Origin of the sequence: Dactylosporangium sp. CS-033363 (assembly GCF_050942475.1) — a bacterium.
Taxonomy (GTDB): Bacteria; Actinomycetota; Actinomycetes; order Mycobacteriales; family Micromonosporaceae; genus Dactylosporangium.
Genome location: NZ_CP192032.1, coordinates 7,884,403 through 7,909,678, shown reverse-complemented (window position 1 = coordinate 7,909,678; position 25,276 = coordinate 7,884,403). Strand labels below are relative to the sequence as shown.

Annotated in this window: 25 protein-coding genes; 24 read left to right on the top strand and 1 reads right to left on the bottom strand. The window is 72.3% G+C overall.

Going from position 1 to position 25,276, the window contains the following annotated elements:
- Positions 1-10: 10 nt before the first annotated feature.
- The 6 genes from ACQPZ4_RS36645 to ACQPZ4_RS36620 all read left to right on the top strand — a co-directional run bounded on the left by ACQPZ4_RS36645 (position 11) and on the right by ACQPZ4_RS36620 (position 5,132).
- On the top strand, positions 11-901 hold the full coding sequence (locus tag ACQPZ4_RS36645; protein ID WP_433046296.1) for an acyl-CoA dehydrogenase family protein: 891 nt from the start codon (positions 11-13) through the stop codon (positions 899-901).
- Positions 898-1,668, top strand: a complete 771-nt coding sequence (locus ACQPZ4_RS36640) for an enoyl-CoA hydratase-related protein (RefSeq protein WP_433046293.1) — start codon at positions 898-900, stop codon at positions 1,666-1,668. The genes ACQPZ4_RS36645 and ACQPZ4_RS36640 overlap by 4 nt, the downstream gene beginning before the upstream one ends.
- Positions 1,669-1,783: 115 nt before the next feature.
- A complete protein-coding gene (locus tag ACQPZ4_RS36635; RefSeq protein ID WP_433046290.1) occupies positions 1,784-2,548 on the top strand; it encodes a LuxR C-terminal-related transcriptional regulator in 765 nt (254 codons plus the stop codon).
- Between the two features lie 108 nt (positions 2,549-2,656).
- Positions 2,657-3,406, top strand: a complete 750-nt coding sequence (locus ACQPZ4_RS36630; protein ID WP_433046287.1) for a DapH/DapD/GlmU-related protein — start codon at positions 2,657-2,659, stop codon at positions 3,404-3,406.
- A gap of 5 nt (positions 3,407-3,411) precedes the next feature.
- Positions 3,412-4,356 carry an ATP-binding cassette domain-containing protein gene (locus ACQPZ4_RS36625; protein WP_433066818.1) on the top strand — a complete coding sequence of 315 codons (945 nt, stop codon included), beginning with the start codon at positions 3,412-3,414 and terminating at the stop codon, positions 4,354-4,356.
- On the top strand, positions 4,353-5,132 hold the full coding sequence (locus tag ACQPZ4_RS36620; protein WP_433046284.1) for an ABC transporter permease: 780 nt from the start codon (positions 4,353-4,355) through the stop codon (positions 5,130-5,132). Before ACQPZ4_RS36625 ends, ACQPZ4_RS36620 begins: the two co-directional genes overlap by 4 nt.
- A 4-nt stretch (positions 5,133-5,136) precedes the next feature.
- On the opposite strand, the gene ACQPZ4_RS36615 is transcribed toward ACQPZ4_RS36620, so the two are convergent.
- Positions 5,137-6,153 (bottom strand): LacI family DNA-binding transcriptional regulator, encoded by a 1,017-nt coding sequence (locus ACQPZ4_RS36615; protein ID WP_433046281.1) that lies wholly within the window; start codon positions 6,151-6,153, stop codon positions 5,137-5,139.
- A 169-nt stretch (positions 6,154-6,322) separates the two neighbouring features.
- On the opposite strand from ACQPZ4_RS36615, the gene ACQPZ4_RS36610 reads away from it, so the two are divergent.
- The 18 genes from ACQPZ4_RS36610 to ACQPZ4_RS36525 all read left to right on the top strand — a co-directional run bounded on the left by ACQPZ4_RS36610 (position 6,323) and on the right by ACQPZ4_RS36525 (position 25,012).
- Positions 6,323-7,681, top strand: coding sequence for an ABC transporter substrate-binding protein (locus ACQPZ4_RS36610; RefSeq protein WP_433046278.1), 1,359 nt, complete (start codon positions 6,323-6,325; stop codon positions 7,679-7,681).
- Positions 7,682-7,691: 10 nt separating this feature from the next.
- The gene (locus ACQPZ4_RS36605) at positions 7,692-8,663 is read left to right on the top strand and encodes a carbohydrate ABC transporter permease (RefSeq protein ID WP_433046275.1); all 972 of its coding nucleotides are present in this window, start codon (positions 7,692-7,694) and stop codon (positions 8,661-8,663) included.
- A 3-nt stretch (positions 8,664-8,666) separates the two neighbouring features.
- Positions 8,667-9,581, top strand: coding sequence for a carbohydrate ABC transporter permease (locus ACQPZ4_RS36600; protein ID WP_433046272.1), 915 nt, complete (start codon positions 8,667-8,669; stop codon positions 9,579-9,581).
- A complete protein-coding gene (locus ACQPZ4_RS36595; RefSeq protein ID WP_433046269.1) occupies positions 9,578-10,531 on the top strand; it encodes an acetylxylan esterase in 954 nt (317 codons plus the stop codon). Before ACQPZ4_RS36600 ends, ACQPZ4_RS36595 begins: the two co-directional genes overlap by 4 nt.
- 207 nt (positions 10,532-10,738) lie before the next feature.
- Positions 10,739-11,764 carry a pentapeptide repeat-containing protein gene (locus ACQPZ4_RS36590; protein WP_433046266.1) on the top strand — a complete coding sequence of 342 codons (1,026 nt, stop codon included), beginning with the start codon at positions 10,739-10,741 and terminating at the stop codon, positions 11,762-11,764.
- 379 nt (positions 11,765-12,143) lie between these two features.
- Positions 12,144-12,995, top strand: coding sequence for an ABC transporter permease (locus tag ACQPZ4_RS36585; protein ID WP_433046263.1), 852 nt, complete (start codon positions 12,144-12,146; stop codon positions 12,993-12,995).
- 60 nt (positions 12,996-13,055) lie between these two features.
- Positions 13,056-13,820, top strand: coding sequence for an ABC transporter ATP-binding protein (locus tag ACQPZ4_RS36580; RefSeq protein WP_433046261.1), 765 nt, complete (start codon positions 13,056-13,058; stop codon positions 13,818-13,820).
- Positions 13,820-14,638: an ABC transporter permease gene (locus tag ACQPZ4_RS36575; RefSeq protein ID WP_433046258.1), complete on the top strand. Its 819-nt coding sequence runs from the start codon at positions 13,820-13,822 to the stop codon at positions 14,636-14,638. The genes ACQPZ4_RS36580 and ACQPZ4_RS36575 overlap by 1 nt, the downstream gene beginning before the upstream one ends.
- Before the next feature lie 8 nt (positions 14,639-14,646).
- A complete protein-coding gene (locus ACQPZ4_RS36570; protein WP_433046255.1) occupies positions 14,647-15,789 on the top strand; it encodes an ABC transporter substrate-binding protein in 1,143 nt (380 codons plus the stop codon).
- 115 nt (positions 15,790-15,904) lie between these two features.
- The gene (locus tag ACQPZ4_RS36565; RefSeq protein WP_433046252.1) at positions 15,905-16,699 is read left to right on the top strand and encodes an IclR family transcriptional regulator; all 795 of its coding nucleotides are present in this window, start codon (positions 15,905-15,907) and stop codon (positions 16,697-16,699) included.
- Between the two features lie 13 nt (positions 16,700-16,712).
- Entirely contained in the window at positions 16,713-18,197 is a 1,485-nt protein-coding gene (locus tag ACQPZ4_RS36560) for an NAD-dependent succinate-semialdehyde dehydrogenase (RefSeq protein WP_433046249.1), read from the top strand.
- On the top strand, positions 18,194-19,021 hold the full coding sequence (locus ACQPZ4_RS36555) for a nitrilase family protein (protein WP_433046246.1): 828 nt from the start codon (positions 18,194-18,196) through the stop codon (positions 19,019-19,021). The genes ACQPZ4_RS36560 and ACQPZ4_RS36555 overlap by 4 nt, the downstream gene beginning before the upstream one ends.
- Before the next feature lie 86 nt (positions 19,022-19,107).
- Positions 19,108-19,671: an amino acid synthesis family protein gene (locus ACQPZ4_RS36550; RefSeq protein ID WP_433046243.1), complete on the top strand. Its 564-nt coding sequence runs from the start codon at positions 19,108-19,110 to the stop codon at positions 19,669-19,671.
- Complete coding sequence (locus ACQPZ4_RS36545) at positions 19,668-21,053, top strand: aminotransferase class III-fold pyridoxal phosphate-dependent enzyme (protein ID WP_433046240.1); 1,386 nt, start codon at positions 19,668-19,670, stop codon at positions 21,051-21,053. The genes ACQPZ4_RS36550 and ACQPZ4_RS36545 overlap by 4 nt, the downstream gene beginning before the upstream one ends.
- 23 nt (positions 21,054-21,076) lie before the next feature.
- On the top strand, positions 21,077-22,495 hold the full coding sequence (hydA, locus tag ACQPZ4_RS36540; RefSeq protein ID WP_433046237.1) for a dihydropyrimidinase: 1,419 nt from the start codon (positions 21,077-21,079) through the stop codon (positions 22,493-22,495).
- A 17-nt stretch (positions 22,496-22,512) separates the two neighbouring features.
- Positions 22,513-23,520, top strand: a complete 1,008-nt coding sequence (locus tag ACQPZ4_RS36535) for an LLM class flavin-dependent oxidoreductase (protein ID WP_433046235.1) — start codon at positions 22,513-22,515, stop codon at positions 23,518-23,520.
- The gene (npdG, locus tag ACQPZ4_RS36530) at positions 23,517-24,182 is read left to right on the top strand and encodes an NADPH-dependent F420 reductase (RefSeq protein ID WP_433046232.1); all 666 of its coding nucleotides are present in this window, start codon (positions 23,517-23,519) and stop codon (positions 24,180-24,182) included. The genes ACQPZ4_RS36535 and npdG overlap by 4 nt, the downstream gene beginning before the upstream one ends.
- On the top strand, positions 24,179-25,012 hold the full coding sequence (locus tag ACQPZ4_RS36525) for a carbon-nitrogen hydrolase family protein (protein ID WP_433046229.1): 834 nt from the start codon (positions 24,179-24,181) through the stop codon (positions 25,010-25,012). Before npdG ends, ACQPZ4_RS36525 begins: the two co-directional genes overlap by 4 nt.
- Positions 25,013-25,276: the final 264 nt, after the last annotated feature.

The window sequence follows — 25,276 nt, the reverse complement described above, 5'->3', positions numbered from 1 at the left end:
GGAGCCCCCGGTGACGGACGACCTGGCCGACCTCGTGCGGCGCATCTGCACCGACCACGCCGACGACCCCGCCCGGGTCCTGGCCGCGCTGACCACGGCCGGCCTGACCCGCGTCGGGTACGCCGGGGAGGGCGACCTGCGCGACGCCCTGACGATCGCCGCCGTCCTGGCCGCGCACGCGGTCCCGACCCACGTCCCCGAGCAGGCGGTGCTGGCCGGCTACCTCGCCGACCGCGCCGGGGTGCGCCTGCCGGACGGGCCGGTCGCCGCCGTCCTCGACCCGGCCGCGGTCCCGTGGGCGCGGACCGCCACTCACCTGATCCTGGCCGACGGCACGCTGTTGCAGGCCGGCTCGTACCGGGTGACACCTCGAACGAACCTGGCCGGGGAGCCTCGCGACGAGGTGGATGTCGCCGCCGCCCCGGTGCCGGACGAGCTGGAACTGCGGGGGGCGCTCCTGCGCAGCGTCCAGATCGCCGCCGCGCTGCGCGCCGTGCTCGACCTGACCCTGCGCTACGCCCGGGAGCGGGTCCAGTTCGGCCGCCCGATCGGCAAGCTGGACGCCGTCCGCCAGCAGGTCGCGGTGCTCGCCGGCGAGGTCGCCGCCACCGAGGGCGCGGTCGCGGCCGCCGTCGACGCGTGGCCCGGTGGAGCCCTCATCCCGGTCGCCGCCGCCAAGGTGCAGGCCGGGGTCGCGGCTACGGCCGGCGCGCGGATCGCCCACCAGGTCCACGGGGCCATCGGGGTGACCCGGGAGCATCCCCTGCACCGGTACACCACCCGGCTGTGGTCCTGGCGCGACGAGTTCGGCGGGGAGGAGTACTGGGCGGCCCGCCTCGCGGCGGCGATCGGCCCGGATCCGTGGCCCGTCCTGGCCGCGCAGGAGAGGATGGGGCGATGACGAGTGTGCGGCTCGAGGCCGGCCCGGCCGAAGGGGTGCGGGTGCTGACCCTGGACGAGCCCGGCAAGCGCAACGCCCTCAGCGCCGGGGTGGTCGCCGGGCTCACCGACGCGGTGCGCGCCGTGGCCGAGGACGCCGGCGCCCGGGTGCTCGTGGTCACCGGCAACGGGCCGGCCTTCTGCGCCGGGGCCGACCTGCCGGCCACGTTCGGGCAGGTCGACCGGCCCGTCGCCGAGGTGCGGGACCGGCTGCTGGACGTGTACGAGAGCTTCCTGCGCATCGGGCGGCTGCCGATCCTGACCATCGCGGCCGTCAACGGGCCGGCGATCGGGGCCGGGCTGAACCTCGCCTTCTGCTGCGACCTGCGCATCGCCGCGCCCGCTGCCACGTTCGGCGTGACGTTCACGAAGCTCGGCCTGCATCCCGGCGGCGGGTGCACGTCGTTCCTGGTCCGCGCGCTCGGGCGGCAGCGGGCGCTCGCGCTGATCCTCGACGGCGGGACGCTCGGCGCGGACGAGGCGCTCGAGCTCGGCATCGTGCTGCGCATCGAGACGGACCCGCTCGCGGCCGCGATGGAACTCGCGGAGCGTCACGCGCACCTGCCGCGCGCGCTGCTGGGTGCCATCAAGCGCACCGTCGGGCTGGCGACGGAGGCGGACCTCGGGACCGTGGTCGAGGCCGAGTCGTGGGCCCAGGCCGCGTCGGTCGTCACGTCCCCTGAGCTGCGGGCGGCGGTCGCGCGGTACGGGACGCGGAACCCCGGCTGAGGGTGTGCCAACCTGACCTGCAAATTGCATCTCGGTTGTGCATAATTCGCAAAAGCCGTGCTCACACCGCCTGCCTCGACTTGACGACTCCGCGTGACGGACGAGACTGCTGTGGGTGAATCGCAGTGAAACCATCGACGCGCACGACTGGAGGTGGGTCGACGGCGACGACGGCGACGGCGAGGGCTTCGACGGGTTCGAGGGCGAGCGCGCAGCGCCGCCGCTGTTACGGATCCTGCTGCTGTCCGCCTCCTCGCTGTTCGGCGACGGCCTGCGGGCGGTGGTCCGGGCCGAGCCGGACATCGAGCTCGTGGACGTCGTCGGCACCCGCCGGGCGGCCGCCGCGACCCTGCGCCGGGAGCCCGTCGACGTGCTGCTCATCGACGTCTGGCCGGGGGCGCTCGACGGGTCGGTGATGCACCGCGAAGTGCTGCGGCGCAACGCCCGCGGCCGCGAGCCCGGCGTGATCGTGCTCGCCGACGCCGTCGACCCCGACGAGCTCGACCAGTCGATCCGGGCCGGCGTCTCCGGGTACCTGCTCAAGGACGAGCACTCCTCCAGCCTGCTCGCGGCCGTGCGCGCGGTCGCGGCCGGCCAGGCGTGGCTGTCCCCGGCCGTCGCGCGGCGGCTGCTGGACAGCTACCGCGAGGCCCGCGCGGCGCCGCGGCACCGGGCCGGGCCGGACGCCAAGCTGCTCAGCGAGCGCGAGGTCGGGGTGCTGCGGCTGGTCGCCGACGGGCGCTCCAACGCCGAGATCGCCCTGGAGCTCATGCTCGCCGAGTCGACCATCAAGACCCACGTCTCGCGCATCCTGGCCAAGCTGGAGCTGCGCGACCGGGTGCAGCTGACCGCGTTCGCCTATCAGAACGACCTCGTCTGAGCCGTTCCGTCGCGCGGGGGAACGGCGATTCGATCGCTTGCACGATGACAACAGAACCGGCCGAGCCTACGTTCGACCCTTGTCGATATGCGTCCGCTGTCGGCAACCATGGGAAGGACCCTGATGTTCATCACGCCGGACATGCCCAGGACGGTCAACGCCTGGCCGCGCGCCTACTCGCCGGAGAACGTGCTCGCGATCCTGCGGGCCCGGGCCCGCGGTGCGACCGTCAGCCTCAACCACCTCAAGCTCAAGGACTCCTCGGTCGAGCACCACGCGCTCGTCATGGAGTACGGGCTCGTCTGGTGCAGCACCATCGGGCCGTACTCGATCGTCGGCCGCTTCGCCTCGCTGTTCAACACCGACGTCGGGCCGTTCTGCGGCATCGCCGAGAAGGTGACCATCGGCGCCAGCCCGCACTGGCCGGAGCTGCCGACCAGCCACGTGTTCCCGGTCAACCACGAGTTCGGCTTCTGCGACGGCGCGTGGCCGCAGGTCGGGCGGACCCCGGTCGGGGCCGACGCCTGGATCGGCGCCTCCGCGACCGTGCGGGCCGGGGTGACGATCGGCCCCGGCGCGGTCGTCGGCGCGGGCGCGGTCGTGACCCACGACGTCGCGCCCTACGAGGTGGTCGTCGGCGTCCCGGCCCGCCGGGTGCGCTTCCGGTTCCCCGAGCCGATGGTCGCGCAGTTGCTCGCGCTGCGCTGGTGGGACTGGCCGCCGCCGGTGATCAAACACAACCTGGCGCTGTTCCGCAAACCGCTCACCCAGGCCGTCCTCGACCAGATGCAGGCGGTCGCGGCGGGCATCAGCGCGGCCGGAGCGCCGGTCGCGGCCCACTCCGCGGTCGCCCGGTGACCGGGGTGACGACCGCGATCCGGGCCGAGGGCCTGCACAAGGCGTACGCCGGCAAGGCCGCCCTGGACGGGCTGGAGCTGCGGGTGGACGCGGGCACCGTGCTCGCCCTGCTCGGCCCGAACGGCGCCGGCAAGACCACCACCGTGCGCATCCTCACCACGCTGAGCCGCCCCGACGCCGGGCGGGCCGAGGTCGGCGGCTTCGACGTGGCCCGGGAGCCGCGCCGGGTCCGCCCGATCATCGGCGTGACCGGCCAGCACTCGGCGGTCGACGGGCGGCTGACCGGCCGGGAGAACCTGGTGCTCATCGGCCGGCTGCACCGCCTGCCGCGGGCCGAGGCGGCCGCGCGGGCCGACGAGCTGCTGCACCGGCTCGGGCTCGCCACGGTGGCCGACCGGCTGGCCCACACGTACTCGGGCGGCACCTGCCGGCGCATCGACCTCGCCGCCGGGCTGATCAACCGGGCCCCGGTGCTGTTCCTGGACGAGCCCACCACGGGACTCGACCCGCGCAGCCGGGCCGAGCTCTGGGCGCTGGTCGAGGAACTCGTCCGGGACGGCACGACGGTGCTGCTGACCACGCAGTACCTCGACGAGGCGGACCGGCTGGCCGATCGCGTCGCGGTCGTCGACCACGGCCGGATCGTGGCCGAGGGCGCCGCCGCCGACCTCAAGCGCCGGGCCGGGGCCGACCTGCTCTCGGTGCGCGTGGAGTGCGGCGCGGACGTGCCGGTCGCGGCGGCCGCGCTGGAGCGGATGGCGGTCGCGATCACCTCGGCCGACGTGGCCGCCCGCGAGGTCTGCGTGGCCGCGCGGGACGGGGCGCGGACCCTGACCGAGGTGGTCCGCCGCCTCGACGACGCGGACGTGACCGTGGTCGGCGTCGAGGTGCACCGCCCGTCGCTGGACGACGTGTTCCTGTCCCTGACCGGGTCGGGGGCGGGGCGATGAGCGCGCTCGCGCCGCCGCTGCCGGGCGCCGTCTCCGACACCTTCGTGCTGACCGGGCGCAGCCTGCGCCACTGGATCCGCCAGCCGCAGCTGATGCTGCTGTCGACGGTACAACCGGTGATGTTGGTCCTGCTCTTCACACAGGTCTTCGGGGGAGCGGTGGACACGCCCGGCATCCGGTACGTCGACTATCTCCTGCCCGGCGTGCTCGTGCAGACCGTGGCCTGGGACAGCACCCAGACCGCGGTCGGCATCGCGGCGGACCTCGGCACGCGGACGGTGGAGCGGTTCCGCTCGCTGCCGATGTCCCCGGTCGCGGCGCTGGCCGGGCGGACCCTGGCCGACCTGTGCCGCACGGTGTTCGTGTGCGCGCTCATGACCGGCACCGCCGCGCTGATCGGCTTCCGGGTGCACGGCGGCGCCCCGGCCGCGGTCGCCGCGTTCGCGCTCGTGTGCGCGTTCGGCTTCGCCATGAGCTGGCTCTTCGCCCTGATCGGCCTGATGGTCCGCGGCGCCGAGGCGGCCCTGGCGGCGAGCTTCGTGTGGGTCTTCCCGCTGATGTTCGCGTCCAACGCCCTGGTGCCGACCGGCTCGATGCCGGCCTGGCTGCGCGGGTTCGCCGAGCACCAGCCGATCTCCCAGGTGGTCGGCGCGGCCCGGGCCCTGCTGCTGGGCGAGCCCGCCGGGCGCTGGCTGCTGCCGGCCCTGGCCTGGACCGCGGGCGCCCTGCTGCTGGCGGTGCCGCTCGCCGTCCGCCGGTACTACCGCGCCACCTGAGGTGCTAAGCGGAGCTGCGCTCGGTGATCGACAGGCGCAGCAACACCTGGCGCACGCTGCGGCCGGGGTCCTGCCGGCGCTCGGCCAGGATCTCGGCCGCGACCCGTCCCGACTCCTCGAACGGCAGCCGTACCGTCGTCAGCCCCAGCTGCTCCGCCAGTTCGAGATCGTCGAAGCCGACCACCGCGACCTCCTCCGGCACCGCCCGCCCGGCGCGCTGGGCGGCGCTGAGCACCCCGCCCGCGAGCACGTCGTCGTGGGCGAAGAAGGCGGTCGGCGGCGCGGGGGAGTCCAGCAGCTCGGCCGCGGCGGCCCCGGCCCGGCCCATCCGGTGCGGCACGACCCGCTTCACCACGTCCGCCGCCGGAATGCCGGCCCGGCGCAGCGCGCCGGCGAAGCCCTCGTAGCGCTGCTCGGAGGGTGAGCGGTACTGCTGCGACGCCTGCTCCTCGCCGATGAACGCGAAGCGCCGGTGGCCGCGGTCGAGCAGGAACCGCGCCGCCATCGCCCCGCCGCCGGCCTCGTCGATGCGCACGCTGGAGAACTCCTCGGCGGCCTCGTCGGCGACGTCGATGAGCACCACGTTGAACCGCTGCCGGTGCAGGCGCTGGGCGATCTCGGCGGTGAGCGGCACCCCCATGATGATCAGCCCGTCCAGCCGCTCGCTCAGCGGCAGGCTGGCCAGCAGCGGCGACGCGCTGGAGGCGACCGAGTCGTGGTCGTGCACGACGATCTCGGTGCCCGCCTTCGCGTAGGCGCGCAGCACTCCGTTGAGGCGGCGCGCGAACGAGGGATAGGACGTGAAGGGCGCGAGCACGCCGACCCGGTCGTGGGCCCGCCGCGCCCGGCTGACCGCCTCGGCGCGGGGCTGGAACCCGAGCCGCTCGGCCGCGTCCAGCACCTGCCGCAGCGTCTCCGGGCGGACCCTCGCCGGGTTGTTCATGCAGAGCGAGACCGTGGAGATGCTCACCCCGACGGCGGCGGCGACGTCGTAGATCGTCGCGCGGCCGGGTCCGGGCATGATCCATCCTCCAGAATCGAAGTTCTATCGTAGCGGTTCGGCATCGGCGTTGATCACTCGGCCGGGTGATCCTCAGTGAATGAACACGGATGAGGGCTTGTTCATCCCTACGGCGGAACGCACGATCGAAGTGCTTCGACAATAGTGCTTCGAAGACTCAGGAGGTGTCATGAGACGCCTGATGTGCGCCGCCGGCCTCACCGCCGCGCTCGCCCTCGCCGCCTGTACCAGCAAGGCCCCCAGCACCGAGGCCCCCGCCTCCGCCGCCCCCGCGGCCGTGCAGGCCGCCCGCGACGCCGCCGCCAAGGCCGCCGAGGGCAAGCAGCTCGGCGGCACCCTCAACCTGCTCGGCCTGCTGAGCGGCGAGCAGCTCAACCAGTACATGTCGACGCTCAAGCCGTTCCAGGACGCCACCGGCACGCAGATCAAGTACGAGACGACGGCCGACCTGCCCGCCGTGCTGCAGACCCGCATCGCCGCCGGCCGCGCGCCCGACCTCGTCTCCGACCCCAGCGCCGGCCAGCTGCGCCAGCTCGCCGAGCAGGGCCGGCTCGTGCCGATCGGGGACTGGCTCGACCAGGCCGCACTCCGCAAGGACTTCCCGGCCGGCCTGCTCGACCTGGCCAGCACCGGCGGCAAGCTCTACGGCCTGTTCTACAACGCCTCCGTGCAGAACCTCATCTGGTACGACCCGAAGTCCTACGACGGCCCCAAGCCGCCCGCCGACTGGGCCGACCTGCAGCGCTGGACCGCGAGCCAGGCGGCCGCGGGCAGCCCGCCGTGGTGCCTGGGCGTCGAGTCCGGCGCGGCCAGCGGGTGGCTCGGCGCCGCCATGATCGAGCAGTTCATGCTGCGCCAGTCGGGGACCGGGCCGTACGACGACTGGTGGCAGGGCCAGCTCCCCTGGACCAGCCCGCAGGTCAAGGCCGCGTTCGCCGGGTTCGGGGCGATCGCCGCGGACCCGAAGATGGTCGCGGGCGGCCCGACGGCCGTGCTGACCACCAGCTTCAACACCGCCCCGCAGGGCCTCTACGCCAAGCCGCCGCGGTGCAAGCTCACGCCCCAGGCCGAGTGGCTCGGCAACACCCTGGCCCAGAGCGTGCCGGACGTGAAGCCGGTGGACAACGTCGACTTCTTCACCTTCCCCGCCCTCGACCAGGCCAACGGCGGGCTGCTGGAGACCTCCGGCGAGATGCTCGGCGCGTTCAGGGACTCGCCGCAGACGCGGGCGTTCATGCGGTACCTCGCCACGCCCGAGTTCGCCGCGCTCGTCGGTTCGACCGGCCAGTGGCTGCCCGCCAACCGCAGCGTGAGCGTCGACCAGATCCCGTCGGCGCTGTCGAAGAAGGCGGCCCAGGCCTACGCCAAGGCGAGCGACGTGCGGTACGCCGCCCAGTCCGCCATGCCGCCGGCCATGCAGTCCGCGTTCTTCAAGGCCGTCCTCGACTACGTGAAGACGCCCGCATCCCTCGACGCGATCCTCGCCGGGCTGGACAAGACCCGGCAGACCGCCTACCAGCCGAGCTGAGGTGGATCCCGTGTCCACCACCGCGCTCGTCCTCGCGGTGGCCGTCACGGCGGGCGCCCCGCTCGCCGTGCTCGGCTACCTCGCCGGGGTGGAACGCCTGCTCGCCCTGCTGCCGGTCACGGCCGGCGGCAGGGCCCGCCCCTGGGCCTGGCTGCTGCCGCCGCTGGCGCTCGTGGCGATCTTCCTGGTGTACCCGATGATCAACACGGTCGTGCTGAGCCTGCGCGACGCCACCTCCCGCCGGTGGGTCGGGCTGGCCAACTATCGCGCGATGCTCAGCAGCGACGAGCTGCTCGACGCCCTGCGCAACAACGCGCTCTGGCTGGTCCTGCTCACCTGCGGCTGCCTGGTCGCCGGGCTGCTCATCGCGGTGCTGGCCGACCGGGTGCGCTACGAGGTGGCGGCCAAGTCCGTCGTGGTGCTGCCGACCGCGGTGTCGTTCGTGGCCGGCGCCGTCATCTGGAAGTTCATGTACGACTACCAGGCCCCCGGCTTCCCGCAGACCGGCACGCTCAACGCCCTGCTGACCGGCCTGACCGGCGCCGACCCGGTGCCCTGGCTGGTCGACACGCACACCAACAACGCCGCCCTGATCGCGGTCGGCGTGTGGATGACCACCGGGTTCGCCACCGTCGTCATCTCCGCCGCGCTCAAGGAGGTCCCGGCCGACCAGATCGAGGCCGCCCGGCTGGACGGGGCGGGTTCCTTGCAGATCTTCCGGTACGTCGTGCTGCCCCACCTGCGCCCCACGCTCGTGGTCGTGGCGACCCTGCTGGCCATCGGCGCGCTGAAGGCCTTCGACGCCGTCTACGTGATGACGAACGGCAACTACCACACCGACGTCATCGCCAACGTGCTGTACCGGCAGCTGTTCGTCAACGGCGACTACGGCCGGGCGAGCGCGGTCGCGGTGCTGCTCGCGGCGCTCGTGCTGCCGGTCCTGGTGCTCAACATCCGCGCCCTGCGCCGAGAGGAGGGGTGAGCCGTGGACGTCCTCGTCAAACCGGGCCGGGACCTCGCCGCCCGGCCCCGCACGGAAGTCACGCGGCGGGCCACCCGCGCGCGCCGGTGGCCCGCCCGCGTGCCGCTGCACCTGACCCTCGCCCTGATCTGCGCGATCTGGCTGGTGCCGCTGGCCGGGCTGCTGGTGAGCTCGTTCCGGCCGCCGTACGCGATCTCGACCACCGGCTGGTGGGCCGCGTTCCTCACGCCGGGCGACTTCAACCTCGACAACTACGCGACCGTGCTCACCCAGAACCACCTGGCCCAGGCGTTCGGCAACAGCCTGCTCATCACGCTGCCGGCCGTGTCGCTGATGACCACGTTCGGCTCGGTGGCCGCGTTCGTCTTCGCCCGGATGCGCTTCGCCGGCCGCCGTCTCGCCTTCACGTCGGTACTGGCCCTGCTCGTCGTCCCGATGCAGCTCGCCCTGGCCCCGGTGCTGCGCCTGTACAACGTCACGCACCTGGCCGGGACGTTCGCCGGCGTCTGGCTGGTCCACTGTGGATTCGCGCTGCCGTTCGCCATCTACCTCCTGCGCGGGTTCATGGCGAGCCTGCCGAACGAGCTGTTCGAGGCGGCCGAGATGGACGGCGCCTCCCCGGTGCAGCTCTTCGTGCGCATCGCCCTGCCGCTGAGCCGCCCCGCGCTGGCCTCGTTCGCCATCTTCCAGTTCCTGTGGGTGTGGAACGACCTGCTCGTCGCGCTCATCTTCCTGGGCGGCAACCCGGAGGTCGCCCCGCTCACGGTCGCGGTGAGCAACCTCGTCAACGCCAACACCGGCCAGGGCTGGCAGCTGCTGACCGCGGCCGCCTTCGTCTCGATGGTCTGCCCGCTGCTCATCTTCCTGACCCTGCAGCGGTACTTCGTGCGGGGCCTGCTGGCCGGGGCCGTCAAATGAGCGCTTTCGACCTGCCGCTCGAGCAGCTGTGGACGTACCGCCCGCCGTGCGACGAGCCGGCCGACTTCGACCTGTTCTGGAAGCAGACCCTGGCCGACGCCCGCCGCCCCGACCTCGCGGTCGCCTGCGACCACGTCGACGCCGGACTGTCCACGGTGGACACGTACGACCTGACCTTCGCGGGGTACGGCGGCCAGCCCGTGCACGCCTGGCTCGTCCGCCCGCACGGCGCCGCGGGCCGGTTGCCGTGCTTCGTGCAGTACGTCGGCTACGGCGGCGGCCGCGGCTGCGTCACCGAGCACCTGCTGTGGGCCAGCGCCGGCTACGCCCACATCGTGATGGACGCCCGCGGCCAGGGCAGCGACACCCCCGACCCCGTCGTCCCGGCCGACGGCGGCGAGTCCGGCCACGTGACCCACGGCAGCCGCGACCCGTCGACCTACTACTACCGCCGCGTCTTCACCGACGCCGTCCGCTGCGTCGAGGCGGCCCGCACCCTGCCGTGGGTCGACCCTTCCCGCATCGCCGTCGGCGGCGTGAGCCAGGGCGGCGGCATCGGCCTCGCGGTGGCCGCCCTGGACCCGGCCGTGGCAGCGTTGCTGTGCGACGTACCGTTCCTGTGCCACTGGCCGCGGGCGGTGCGGATGGCGCTGCGGCCGCCGTACCGGGACGTGGCCGAACTGTGCGCCCGCCTGCGCCACCGCGCCGACGAGGTGCTGTCCACCCTGCGCTACTTCGACGGCCTGCACTTCGCCGCGCGGGCCACGGCCCCGGCGGTCTTCTCGGCCGCCCTGCTGGACCAGACCTGCCCGCCCTCGACGGTCTTCGCCGCCTACAACCACTACGCCGGCCCGAAGGAGATGGTCGTCTTCCCCTTCAACGACCACGAGGGCGGCGGCGCCCCCCACGCCCAGTGGCAACTGCGCCGCACCGCCGCCCTCCTGGCCTGACCCTCAGCAGTGGTACGGCGTGAGGTAGCCCGTCGCCATGGTCGGCGTTGGACATCGCCGAGCGGCTCCCGGCTGCGTCGAGGGCCTGGACGGTGACCGCGTTGGGGCGAAGACCTCGTGGCGTAGCCGGGCCTGCGGGGTCACGTTGTCGGTCGACCGGTTCGAGCCGACGACGGCGAGCTGGAGGCGCGCCACTAGGCTGGCGCGGTGCAGACGGTCACCGGCGGCGACTTCAGCGGGCGGCGGTTCGACGGGGAGACCCTGTTCGCCGACACCCGGTTCGAGGGGGCCACGCGCTTCGACGGGGCCGTGTTCGCCGGGCCGGTCAGCTTCCAGCGGTCCGCCTTCGCCGGGGACGTCTCCTTCGCCGGGGCGCGGTTCGAGGACGCCGCCGCGTTCGGGCGGGTCTGGTTCGGCGGGCGGGCGGACTTCGGCGGCGCCGAGTTCGGCGGCGAGGCGTGGTTCGGCCGCGGTACCGAAACGTGGTGGGACGACGACGAGCGCTGGGACACGGTCGAGGACCTGGTGCCGGTGCCCTTCGGCGAGCCGAACGCGGCCGATCCGGACTGGCCGGTCGCCGTGCTCGTCGAGGACTACCAGGACTGGGAGGAGGGCGGTGCCGGCGCCTCCTTCGCCGGGGACGTCTCGTTCCGCGGCGCGCGGTTCGCCGGGCCGGCCTGGTTCTACAACGCGCGCTTCGCCGCCGGTGTCGACCTCGCGGAGGCCCGGTTCGGCGGGCGGGTCCGGCTCGACCACCCGGCGGCCGAGCTGTCCGGGGCGCACTGGAGCGGCGACACGGCCGACGGCCCCTCCGGCTGGCCGCTCGGCTGGACGGCGCCGGAGCGGGGCGGGCCGCTCGGCCGAGACGACCGGCCCGGGGAGCGCCAGGCGGTCGTCACCGCGCTGTGTGCGCTGCTGCGGGCGCCCGCGCTCGGGGACCTGCGCGCCGACGAGTCCCGCCGCCAGACGCAGCGGCGGCTCGTCGAGCGGCTGCGGGAGTGGCCCGGCCTGCACGTGAACCTGTGTGCGGCGGTCCTGGTCGACCTCGACCTCGGCGGGTGCGCGGCCGCGTACGCGGACTTCTGCGGGGCCCAGTTCCACGGCACCACCCGGTTCGCCGGGAGCCGGATCGAGCGGGCCGAGTTCTCCCTCGACGGGCCGTCCGGGCACGCGACCTTCCACGGCGACGCGGTCTTCGACGGGCCCGCGCCGGAGCACGCGATCTTCCTCTGAGCGCCCGACAGACGAACGATCGTTTGGTCGGGCAGGCTTGACCCGTCCGAACGGCTGAGCCGGAACGCGTACCGAGATACGGGGAAATCCGCAGGTCATCGGCGGTCGGGGCGGCGTTTGCAGGCCGCGATATCCGGGCGTCCGAATCCATTGACGTTGCCGGAGTCGCGGCTCTATCGTGAACCACCAGTTCACTGAGTGATCCGATCCAACGGTTCACTAAGTGATCCCAACCGCCGGACGACGGCTCCCGAGAGCTTTCGGAGAGTGCCTGCAGATGACCGCGACAAAGATCGTTCCGCCTGCGACATCGGTCGAGGCGGGTCGCGCCAAGCGCACGGAACGGGTGAACCAGGCCCGGTCCCGGCGCGGACCCGGCATGAAGCGCCATGCCGTCAACACCTTCGGCGCCATCGGCGTCATCGCGCTGGTGGCCGCGCTGTGGGAGGGGTACAAGGCGCTGGGCCAGGCCTTCGACGACGTCGTGCCCGGGACCTCGATCGAGTTTCCGGTGGCCACCGACGACCTGTCGATGCCGCACATCGGTACGATCCTGCACTCGCTGATCGAGCCCGCCCGCCGCGGCGATCCGACCTCGCTGTTCGGGTACCTGCTCGGCGAGACCACGGTGACCCTGCGCGAGGCCCTCTACGGGCTGGTCGCCGGCTCGGCCCTCGGCCTGCTGCTGGCGATCGTGTTCCTGCACGTGGTACCGCTGAGCAAGGGCCTGATGCCCTGGCTGGTCGCCTCGCAGACGGTGCCGCTGGTGGCCATCGCGCCGATGATCGTCATCTGGGGCGGCAAGGCCGGGGCCCCGCCGTGGATGGCGGTCACCGGCATCGCCGCGTACCTCGCGTTCTTCCCCGTCACCATCAACACGCTGCGGGGCTTGAAGTCGCCGCAGAAGGTACACCTGGAGCTCATGCACAGCGTCGGGGCGAAACGCTCCCAGGTGCTGCTGTGGCTGCGCATCCCGGCCGCCCTGCCGTTCGCGTTCGCCGGGCTCCGGCTGGCCGCCACGGCGAGCGTCGTCGGCGCGATCGTCGGCGAACTGTCGGCCGGCACCGGCCGCGGCATCGGGCGCTCGATCCTCACCTTCGCCTACTACTACTCGAACGGGCCGGAGAAGCTCTACGCCGCCGTTCTGGTCTCCGCGGTCGCCGGCATCGTCTTCGTGCAGCTGCTGGGCCTCATCGAGCGCTTCGCCCTGCGCCACCGCCACGCGCGCTGACGCCGTCAACGTTCAAGCAAACAAGGAGGGGCGCCGATGTCCGAGCCCGCCATCATCTCCGTGCGCGGAGTCAATAAAGAGTTCCACAGCGGCAAGCAGTCGGTGACCGCCCTCCAGGACATCGACCTGGAGATCCAGCGCGGCGAGTTCGTGTCGCTGCTGGGCCCGAGCGGCTGCGGCAAGAGCACCCTGCTGCGCGTGCTGGCCGACCTCACCGAGCCGACCAGCGGTGCGGTCGAGGTCAACGGCAAGACGCCCCGCCGGGCCCGGGCCGACCGCGACTACGGGATGGTCTTCCAGCAGGCCGGCCTGTTCGACTGGCGCAGCGTGCAGCGCAACGTGGAGCTGCCGCTGCAGGTCGCCGGGGCCGACAAGGCGGCGCGCCGGGCCAAGTCCCACGAGATGCTGGAGCTGGTCCGGCTCGCCGACTTCGCCAAGCACTTCCCGTGGCAGCTCTCCGGCGGCATGCAGCAGCGGGTGGCGATCGCCCGCGCGCTCTCGGCCGACCCGTCGATCCTGTTCATGGACGAGCCGCTGGGCGCGCTCGACGAGATGAACCGGGAGCGGCTGCAGGGCGAGCTGCTGCGCATCTGGGCCGACACGCGGACCACCGTCGTGTTCGTGACGCACAGCATCTCCGAGGCGGTCTTCCTGTCCTCGCGGATCGTGGTCATGACCGCCCGGCCCGGCCGGGTCGCGCACAGCATCGACGTCGACCTGCCGTACCCGCGCACCGCCGAGACCCGTACCACCGAGGCGTTCTTCACCAAGGTGACCGAGGTCCGCAAGGCGCTGCACGGCACGCACGCCGAGCAGGCCGCCTGATGAGCGTCCAGGCCGCGCGGCTCCCGTCGGCCGGGAGCAGGCTGCGCACCCAGCTCGGCAGGTATCTGCCGGTCGCGGTCACCGCCGTGGTGATCCTCGGCGTGTGGCAGCTCGCGGTGGTCGTCTTCGACGTGCCGACGTTCATCGTGCCGTCGCCGAGCGCGATCCTCGCCGCGTTCGCCGAGCAGTTCACCACCATCATGTCGGCCTCCCGGATCACCGTCCTGGCGGTGCTGCTCGGCCTGCTCATGGGCGTGGTCTGGGGCGTCGTGGTGGCCCTGGTGCTCAGCCGGTTCCCGAGCCTGTCGGGCCCGGTGCTCACCGCCGCCGTCATCGTCAACTGCGCCCCGATCGTGGCCCTGGCCCCGATCTTCAACAACTGGTTCGGCGTCACCAGCATCGTCTCCAAGGCCGGCGTCGCCGCCGTGATGGTCTTCTTCCCCGTCCTGGTCAACACGACCCGGGGCCTGCTCCAGGTATCACCCCTGCACCTGGAGGTCATGCAGTCGCTGGCGGCCAAGCCCCGACAGGTCTCGCTGATGCTGCGGCTGCCCAACGCCCTGCCCTTCCTGTTCAACGCGCTGAAGCTCGGCTCCACCCTCGCCGTCATCGGCGTGATCGTGACCGAGTACTTCGGCGGCCCGAGCAACGCGCTCGGCGTCTACATCGCCTACCAGGCGGCACTGCCCCGCTTCGAGTACGCGTGGGCCGGAATCCTCGTGGCGAGCGCCCTCGGCCTGGCCATGTTCGGGCTCGTGTCGCTCCTGGAACGGCTCCTCATGCCCTGGCACGCCTCCCTGCACGAAGAGAACTCGTAGGAGTCATCATGTTCGTTCGCCGCCGGGTGACGGGCGCCATCAGCGCGCTCGCGGTCACCGCGTTCTTCGCCTCCGCCTGTGGTGGCATGTCCGACGCCGGCACCCAGGCCGCCCAGGACGCCGGCAAGGACTGCACGTCGAAGACCAAGGTCCGGGTCGTGCTGCAGTGGGTCGCCCAGGCCCAGTTCGCCGGCTACTACGCGGCCAAGGACAAGGGCTTCTACGACGCGGCCTGCCTGGACGTGAGCATCCAGGAGGGCGGCGTGAACATCGTGCCGCAGCAGGTGCTCTCCTCCGGCAACGCCGAGTTCGCGGTCAGCCACGTCACCAAGACCATGGCGACCCGCGAGCAGGGGGCCGACCTGGTGAACATCGGGCAGGTCTTCCAGCGCGGCGCCTACCTGCAGGTCGCCTGGGCCGACTCCGGCATCAAGACGCTGGCCGACCTCAAGGGCAAGAAGACGGGCAGCTGGGGGTACGGCAACGAGCTGGTGCAGTACGCCGCCATGCGCGGTTCCGGCGTGGAGCCGACCAGGGACACCCAGATCATCCAGCAGCCGTTCGACATGTCGCTGCTGCTCAAGCGCGAGGTCGACAGCGCGCAGGCGAAGACGTACAACGAGTACGCGCAGCTGCTGGAGACCAAGAACCCCAAGACCGGCCAGCTGTACCAGCCGTCGGACTTCACCGCGATCAGCCTGCAGGACGCCGGCTACACCAGCCTCGAGGACGGCATCTACAGCCGCGGGGACTGGCTGAAGGACCAGGCCAACCAGGACACCGCGGTGAAGTTCCTGAAGGCGACGTACCAGGGCTGGGCGTCCTGCCGCGACGACCTCAAGGGCTGCGTCGACATCGTGCTCAACCACGGCAGCGCGCTGGGCACCGGGCACCAGACCTGGATGCTCAACGAGATCAACAAGCTGATCTGGCCGTCGGCGAACGGCATCGGCGCGATGGACCAGAAGTCGTGGGACTCCACCATCGACATCGCCATCAAGGGCGGCGTGCTCAAGCAGAAGCCGGACAGCTCGGCGTTCCGCACCGACCTCAACGACAAGGCGCTGGCCGAGCTCAAGGCCGCGAACGTGGACGTCACGGGCAGCTCCTACAAGCCCGAGACGGTGACCATCACCGAGGGCGGCAAGTAGGTGAGATGCCGGACGGCCACCCGGCCGTCCGGCACCCCGGTGACCCGGTGGGCCTGCCAGGATGGCAGCACAACAGTTGCCGCTGACGATGGCACACGGAATACGGAGGAAGTCGATGGCGTCTGGTGAGGCAGGGCTGGTCCGGCGCACCATCTGGCTGCTGCGGGCGGTGGCCGCCCACCCGGAGGGCGTGGGCCTGAGCGAGGTCGCGCGCGAGGCGGGCATCCCCAAGGCGACCTGCTACCGGGTGCTGACGGTGCTCGAGCGGGAGAGCTGGCTGACCCTCGACCCGGTGACCCGCCGCTACCGGGTGTCGCTCGGCCTGCTGTCCATCGTGGGCGGCCTGCTCGACGGCGGCGGGGCGTACGGCCACATGCGCGAGGTGCTGCGCAGCCTGGCGAACGAGACCCGGGAGACCGCCGGCTTCGACGTCCTGCTGGCCCCGAAGGTGATGGTCGTGGCCCAGGTGCCCGGCCCGTCGCTGATCGGCCAGACCCTCAAGCCGGTGCCGCGGACCCAGCCCGTCTGGGCCACCTCCACCGGCAAGGTCCTGCTCGCGGCGCTCGACCCGAAGCAGGTCCGCGACGACTTCGCCGAGGAGTTCGCCGAGCACGCCCCGCCGGAGGTCGGCGACCTCGACGCGTTCATGGGCTCGCTGGCCGCCGTCCGGGCCCGGGGCTTCGCCTTCGCCTACGACGAGCTGGAGGTGGGCGCGGCCTCGGTCGCGGCCCCGGTGCGCGTCCGCGGCACCACGCCCTACGCGGTCTGGATCGGCGGCCCCACCTACCGGCTCAGCCGCGACCGCATCGACGAGGTGGCGGAGTCGGTCATGAAGGCCGCCCGCCAGCTCAGCGAGCTGCTGACCAACACCGACATCGACCTGCCGAGCGCAATGGGCCGGCAGTCCTAGGAGGAAGCACAACATGGGCGGATTGGACGAGGCGCTGGCCGCGGCGAACGCGACGGCCGCCCGGGTCCCCAAGGGCCTGTTCATCGACGGCGAGTGGCGCGACGCCCAGGGCGGCCGGACCCTCGCCGTCGAGGACCCGGCCACCGGCGCCGCGATCGCCGAGGTCGCCGACGCGTCCGTCGAGGACGCCGTCGCCGCGCTGGCCGCCGCGAGCCGGGCCCAGGAGGCCTGGGCCGCGACGGCGCCGCGGGAGCGCGGGGAGGTGCTGCGCCGGGCGTTCGACATGATGGTCGCCCGCCGCGACGACCTCGCCGGGCTGATGACCCTGGAGATGGGCAAGGCCTTCGCCGAGTCGCAGGCCGAGGTGAGCTACGCGGCCGAGTTCTTCCGCTGGTTCGCCGAGGAGGCCGTGCGCATCGACGGCGGCTACCTCGCCGCGCCGGGCGGCGGCTCGCGGGTGGTCGTCATGCGCCAGCCGGTCGGCCCGTGCCTGCTCATCACCCCGTGGAACTTCCCGATGGCGATGGGCACCCGCAAGATCGGCCCGGCCCTGGCGGCCGGCTGCACGGTCGTGGTGAAGCCGGCCAAGCAGACCCCGCTGTCGATGCTCGCCCTGGCCGGCATCCTGGAGGAGGCCGGCGTCCCGCGCGGCGTGGTCAACGTGTTCACCACGGCGCGCTCCGGCCAGGCCAGCTCGGCCCTGCTCGACGACGCCCGGCTGCGCAAGGTCTCGTTCACCGGCTCCACCGAGGTCGGCCGCACGCTGCTGGGCCAGGCCGCGAACCGGGTCCTGCGCACGTCGATGGAGCTGGGCGGCAACGCGCCGTTCCTGGTCTTCGCCGACGCCGACCTCGACCTCGCGATCGAGGGCGCGTTCCAGGCCAAGATGCGCAACGTCGGCGAGGCGTGCACCGCCGCCAACCGCTTCTACGTGCACCGCTCCGTCGCCGAGGCGTTCACGGCCGGGCTGGCCGCGCGGCTGGCGGACCTGCGCGTCGGGCACGGGCTCGACCCCGCGACCGAGGTCGGCCCGCTGATCGACGGCAACGCGGTCAAGTCGGTGGGCGAGCTCGTCGCCGACGCCACGGCGGCCGGCGCGACGGTCGTGACCGGGGGAGCGGCGCTCGACGGCGACGGACACTTCTTCGCGCCCACGGTGCTTTCGGGTGTACCGGCCGATGCCCGCACCGTCCGCGAGGAGATCTTCGGCCCGGTGGCGCCGATCGTGGCCTTCGACGACGAGGACGACGCGGTGCGGATGGCCAACGACTCGGAGTACGGCCTGGCCTCCTATGTCTTCACCGAGAACCTCGCCCGCGGCCTGCGGGTCAGCGAGCGCCTCGAGAGCGGCATGGTCGGGCTCAACCAGGGCATCATCTCCAACCCGGCGGCCCCGTTCGGCGGGGTGAAGCAGTCCGGCCTCGGGCGCGAGGGCGGCAAGGCCGGCATCGACGAGTACCTCAACGTGAAGTACACGGCCGTGCGAGCCGCCTGGTGACGGCGTTCGTCCTGGCGGGCGTCCAGCTGCGGCCGGTGCTCGGCGACGTGGCGGCCAACCTCGTGAGCTCGACGTTCTGGATACGTGAGGCGGCCGCCCGCGGGGCGAAGCTCGTCGTGCTGCCCGAGGCCGCCTCGGCCGGCTACATGTTCGCCGACCGCGCCGAGGCGGCCCGCTACGCCGAGCCGATCCCCGGCGGGCCCACCACCGCCGGCTGGGCCGCCCTCGCCGCCGAGCTGGACCTGTGGATCGTCGGCGGCGTGACGGAACGCGACGGCGACCGGGTCTACAACTCGGCCTTGTTCGTCGGGCCGGACGGCCTCGTCGGCACGTTCCGCAAGGCGCACCTGTGGAACGACGAGCAACGGGTCTACGACCGCAACACGGACGGGTTCCCGGTGTTCGACACGCCCCTGGGCCGCATCGGCGTCGGGATCTGTTACGACGCCTGGTTCCCGGAGACGTTCCGCAGCGCGGCGCTGCAGGGCGCCGACCTCGTCGTCCTGCCGTCGAACTGGGTGCCGGTGCCGAACCAGCCCGCCGACGGCCCGGCGATGGCCCACCTCATGTGCATGACCGGCGCGCACAGCAACCAGTGCTTCGTGGCCGGGATCAGCCGGATCGGCGTGGAGCGCGGCCAGGAGTTCGTCGGCCGCTCCGTGCTCGTCGGCCCCGACGGCTGGCCCCTCGCGGGACCGGCGAGCGCCGACCGCGAGGAACTCGTGACGGCCGAGGTCGACCTCATCGGCACGCGCGGCGAACGGCGGGACAACCCGTTCAACCAGCCGCTCGCCGATCGCCGCCCCGACCTGTACGCGCGCTAAAAGCCCCTCAGGACTATTGACACCTTCTCGCGGTGTCAGCAGGATTTGAACCAACGGTTCGTTGAGTGAACCACGAAGGAGTCATCGTGATCAGGGTCCGGAAGATCGTCCGCCACCTCGAGGAGACCTGGCTCGAGAACGGGCAGGACGTGCAGCCCCGCCACCGCGTCGCGTTCGTCGGGGCGGTCATCGAGAACCCCTACCCCAGCACGTACGTGCAGGATCTGGTGACCCTGGCCGACGAGCTGGGCGAGGAGATCGGCCGCCTGATCGGGCCGGCCTGCGTCGAGCTGCTCGGCGCCGAGGTCGAGGCGTTCGGCAAGGCCGCCCTCGTCGGCATCGACGGCGAGCTCGAGCACGGCTCGGCGCTCATCCACAACCTGCGCTTCGGCAACGTCTTCCGCACCGCGGCCGGCGGCACCGAGCTGCTCCCGGCGGCCGAGAAGGTCGGCCTCACCGGCGCCCCGATCGACATCCCGCTCAAGCACAAGCTGGACAGCAAGACCCGCTCGCACCACCAGACGGTGACCCTGCAGGTGGCCGACGTGCCGCGGCCGCGCGAGATCTTCGTGATCTGCGCCGCGGCCAACGCCGGGCGCCCGCTGGCCCGCCTCGCCACCTTCGGCGCCGAGGTCAAGGCCGGCGCATGACCGTCACCGAGACCTCGACCGGCGCTGAGACCGGGGCCGAGCACGGCGCCTGGACGGCCGAGCGCCTCAAGGCGGTCGACAAGGAGTACGTGATCCACTCCTGGTCGGTGCAGGGCGCGCTCGACCCGATCCCGGTGGCGGGCGGCTCCGGCTCGTGGTTCTGGGACTACGACGGCCGCAGGTACCTCGACTTCCAGTCGCAGCTGGTCAACCTGAACCTCGGCCACCAGCACCCGCGCCTGGTCGAGGCGATCCGGGCCCAGGCCGAGGAGCTGTGCTACATCGGCCCCGGGTTCGCCGAGCGCTCGCGGGCCGAGCTGGCCGAGATGATCGCCCACCTGACCCCGGGCGACCTGAAGATGAGCTTCTTCACCACCGGCGGCGCGGCGGCCAACGAGAACGCGGTCCGGCTGGCCCGCCACGTGACCGGCCGGAGCAAGATCGTCGCGCGGTACCGCTCGTACCACGGCGCCACCGCCGGCGCGATGTCGCTCACCGGCGACCCGCGCCGCTGGGCCGCCGAGCCCGGGATCGGCGGCGTGGTGCGGATGCTGGACCCGTACACGTACCGCTGCCCGGCCGGGCACCCCGACCCGTGCCCGGTCTGCTCGGGCGGGCCGCACCTCGAGGAGATCCTGCAGTACGAGAACCCCGAGACCGTCGCGGCCGTCATCGTCGAGCCGGTCACCGGGACCAACGGCCTGCTGTACCCGCCGGACGGGTACCTCAGGTCGCTGCGCGAGGTCTGCGACAAGTACGGCATCATCCTCATCTTCGACGAGGTGATGGCGGGCTTCGGGCGCACCGGCAAGTGGTTCGCCTGCAACCACTGGGACGTCACGCCGGACATCCTCATCACGGCCAAGGGGCTCAACTCCGGCTACGTCCCGCTCGGCGCGATGACGGTCGGCGCGCGCATCTCCGAGTGGCTCAAGACCAACATGTTCTGGGGCGGCATGACCTACGCCGGGCACCCGCTCGCCTGCGCGTCCGGCGTGGCCTCGCTCAGGATCATGCAGGACGAGGGCGTCGTGGAGAACTCGCGGGCGATGGGCGAGCGGCTCGGGGCCGGCCTCGCCAAGCTGGCCGAGACGCACCCGAGCATCGGCGACATCCGCGGCCGCGGCCTGTTCTACGGGGTGGAACTGGTGAAGAACCGCGCCACCCGCGAGCCGCTGGTGCCGTTCAACGCCAAGGGGGCCGCCGCGGCTCCCGTCGGCAAGCTGCTCAAGGCGGCGATGGAGCGCGGGGTGTACCTCACCGCGAACTTCAACGTCCTGCGCCTCACCCCGCCGCTGGTGATCGACGCCGGCGAGATCGACCTGGCCCTCGGCGTGCTCGACGAGGTCCTCGCCCTCGCCGACGAGCACCACACCGCCTGACCTGCTCTTCACAGGAGATGCACATGGGATCGACACTGATCAGCGGCGGTACCGTCGTCAACGCCGACTCGGCCATCCGCGCCGACGTCCTGGTGCGCGACGGGCGGATCGTCGCGCTCGGTATCGGTTCGGACTGGACCGCCGACCGGGTCATCGACGCCACGGGCATGCTCGTCATCCCGGGCGGGATCGACGCGCACACCCACCTGGAGTACCCGATCGACGGGTTCACCACCAGGACCGCCGACGACTTCCACACCGGCACGGTCGCCGCGGCCCACGGCGGGACGACGTCGATCCTCGACTTCGTCAAGAAGGAGCCGGACCGCTCGCTCTTCGACACGTACCTGCGCCGCCGGGACGCGGCCGGGGAGCGCTCGGTGATCGACTACGGCCTGCACGCCATCGTCCCGCCCCGCCACCAGCAGCCCGACGTCCTCGACGACCTGCGCCGCCTGGTCGCCGAGGGGGCGCTGAGCTGGAAGTTCTTCATGGCGTACCCCGGGACCCAGATGGTCGACGACGGCGAGCTGCTGGAGGGCTTCGACCTCGCCCGCGAGCTCGGCGTGCTGCCCATGGTGCACGCGGAGAACGGGCACATGGTCGCCCGCGAGACCCAGCGGCTGGTCGACGGCGGCAAGACGGCCGAGCACTTCCACGCCGTCGCGCACGGGCACGACTCCGAGGCGGAGGCGGTACACCGGGCGATCGTGCTGGCCGAGTCGGTCGGGGCGCCGCTCTACGTCGTGCACGTCTCCAGCGCCGCGGCGGCCGAGGAGATCAGCCGGTCCCGCGCCGATGGGCGGCGGGTGTGGGCGGAGACCTGCCCGCAGTACCTCCAGGTCGCCTACGAGGACTACGAGGGCCTCGGCGAGCGGGCGGCGGCCTACCTGTGCTCGCCGCCGATCCGCGAGCGCAGCAACCAGGAGGGCCTGTGGAAGGCGCTCGTCACGGGCGCGATGGCCACCGTGGCGACGGACCACGCCGGCTTCTGCATGCACCAGCCGGACGACCTGCCGCCGCAGAAACTGCGCAGCCCGGGGTACTTCCCGAAGGTACCCAACGGCGTGCCCGGCATCGAGGACCGGCTCATGGTGCTCTGGGAGTCCGGGGTGGCGAGCGGGCGGATCGACCCGTGCCGGTTCGTGGACCTCGTCTCCACCCGGCCGGCCAAGCTCTTCGGCCTGTTCCCGCGCAAGGGGATCGTGGCCGTCGGGGCCGACGCCGACCTCGTGGTGTGGGACCCCGCGGCCGACCACGTCATCACCACCGCGGGCACGCACATGCGCACCGACTACAACCTGTACGACGGGATGAAGGTGACCGGCAAGCCGGTGCACGTCTTCTCGCGGGGCGACCACCTCGTCGACGCCTCGGGATCGTTCGACGGCAAGGCGGGCCGGGGCCGGTTCATCGAACGCGGCCGGCCGAACCTCTTCTGAAACTGGAGTCTCACCACATGAACCTTCCGCTTGGCATCCACGTCGGCGAGCGGCTCAGCCTCGAGCAGACCTACTGGCAGGCCGAGTTCGCCGACCAGAACGGGTTCGAGTCCGTCTGGGTCGCCGAGGGGCGGCTCGCCCGCGACGGCATCGTGCCGGCGGCGATCATCGCCGCCCGCACCAACCAGGTGAAGATCGGCACCGGCGTCGTCAACAACAAGAGCCGCAACGCCGCGCTCATGGCCGTCACGTTCAAGACCCTGGACGAGGTGGCCCCGGGCCGGGCCATCCTCGGCATCGGCGCCTGGTGGGAGCCGCTCGCGACCAAGGTCGGGCAGCCGCTGACCAAGCCGCTGGCCTCGATGCGCGAGTACATCGGCGTCCTGCAGTCGTTCTTCCGCAACGAGATGGTCGACTTCGAGGGCGAGTTCGTGCAGATGCGCGGCGTGCGCTTCGACAGCATGTACCGCGAGAACAAGCCCGTCGACATCCCGATCTACATCGGCGCGGTCGGCCCCAAGATGCTCGAGCTGGCCGGCGAGATCAGCGACGGCGTGCACATGGACTTCCTGCTGCCGCCGTCCTACCTGGTCGGCGCCAGGGCGGCGATCGAGCGCGGCATCGCCAGGCGCACCGACGGCAAGCAGTCGATCGACCTGACCCAGATCGTCTCGTGCAGCGTGAACGACGCCGACCCGCAGGAGGCGATCGACGCGTGCAAGGCGTTCCTGACGCTGTACCTGTGCCAGCAGCCGCACATCGCCGAGCACTGCGGCGTCGAGCGCGAGCTGGTCGACCGGCTGCAGGAGATCGCGGGCTGGCCGGCCACCCCGGAGGACATCAAGCGGGCCATGCAGCTCGTCCCCAACAGCCTCGTGCAGAACGTCACCGCCTGCGGCTCGACCGACGACGCGTACGCGAAGCTCATGTCCTACCACGAGGCCGGCGTGCGCGTGCCGATCATCTCCACGCTCGGCGACAAGGAGCAGACCCTCACCCGCCTCGCCCAGGCGGCGAAGTCATGAGGATCGCCGTCATCGGCGGGACCGGCCCGCAGGGGCGCGGCCTGGCCTTCCGCCTCGCCACCGCCGGCCACACCGCGATCCTCGGCTCCCGCGACGCCGCCCGCGCCTCGGCCGCCGCGGCCGAGCTGGGGCAGCCCGGCATCACCGGGGCGGCCAACCTGGACGCTGCCAAAAGCGCCGCGGTGGTACTGCTGGCAGTGCCCTACGACGGCCACGCCGAGCTCGTCGCGGACCTCGCCCCGGCCCTCGCCGGCAAGGTGGTCATCGGCTGCGTCAACCCGCTCGGCTTCGACAAGCACGGCCCCTTCGGCCTGGACGTGCCCGCGGGCAGCGCCGCCGAGGAGGCCGCCGCGCTCGTGCCGTCGGCCACCGTGGTCGGGGCGTTCCACCACCTCGCCGCGCCGCTGCTGCTCGACCCCGAGGCCGACCTCAGCCACGAGGACGTCCTGGTGTGCGGCGACGACCGGGAGGCCAAGGAGCTCGTCATGGGCCTCGCGCACGACGTGACCGGCGGCCGGGGCATCGACGCGGGACGGCTGCGGCTGGCCCGCCAGCTCGAGCCCCTCACGGCGGTGCTCATCTCGGTGAACAAGCGGTACAAGACAAGGTCGGGCGTTTCGATCACCGGCCTGACCCAGCCCTCGGAAAAGGTCCTCGCGTGAAACTCGCAGCGCTGCAACTCCAGGCATCGAACGACCGCACCGAGACGATCGGGCGCGCCGCCGACCTCATCGACGCCGCCGCCGGTCGGGGTGCCCGCATCCTGCTGCTGCCGGAGCTCTTCGCGGTCCCGTTCGTCCAGCCCGAGCCCGACCTCGAGTACTTCGCGCTGGCCGAGCCCCTCGACGGCCCCTCCAACCGGATGGCCGCCGAGCGCTCCCGCCGGCACGGCATGACCGTCGTCTCGTCGGTCTTCGAGGCCGCGGACGTCCCCGGCGTGTACTACAACACCGCCTGCACGTTCGTGAACGGCGAGCTGAGGTCGACGTACCGCAAGTCGCACCTGCCCTTCTCCAACGGTTTCCCGGAGAAGTTCTACTTCCAGCCGGGCGGCACCGAGCCCGAGGTCGTCGACACCGGCGAGACCGGCGTCGGCACCATCATCTGCTACGAGCGGCACTTCCCGGAGCTCAGCCGGATCGTCGCCCTGCGCGGCGGCTCGGTCCTGTGCGTACCGGTCGCCTCGGCCAGCGCCCCGATGCGCGAGGTCTTCCAGCTGGAGCTGCGCGCCCACGCCGTGTTCAACGGCATGTTCGTGATCTGCTCCAACCGGGTCGGCAAGGAGGGCGTCAAGGACTACTTCGGCCTCAGCGCCGTCTACGGCCCGGACGGCGACGTGCTGGCCCAGGCCGAGGACGACGCCGACGGCCTCGCGGTGGCGGAGGTCGACCTGGACCTGATCGCCGCGACCCGGCGCAAGCGCCCCTTCCTGCGCGACCGCCGGCCCGACCTCTACGACCGCCTCACCCGGAAGGGCCCGACCGCGGTCTGAACCCAGCAGTCCCAGATCACCGGAGCCGTCGCCCGGTCCGGTCAGTGTGGCGAACCCCCGTGCGCCACACGGCCGGACCGGGCGGCGGCTTTTCGTCGTGGCGGGCCGCCGCGGTCCCGTCGGGAGGTCGGAATTTGTCACATTCGAATGTGGCCGCCGTCACGTCGTGCGATCAAGGCGGTGCCGTCTGTTCAGTGTGGATCACGATCGGGTAACGGCCGATCAACACGTGTTGCTGAAGTAAATGTCCTCGTCACATGCTCG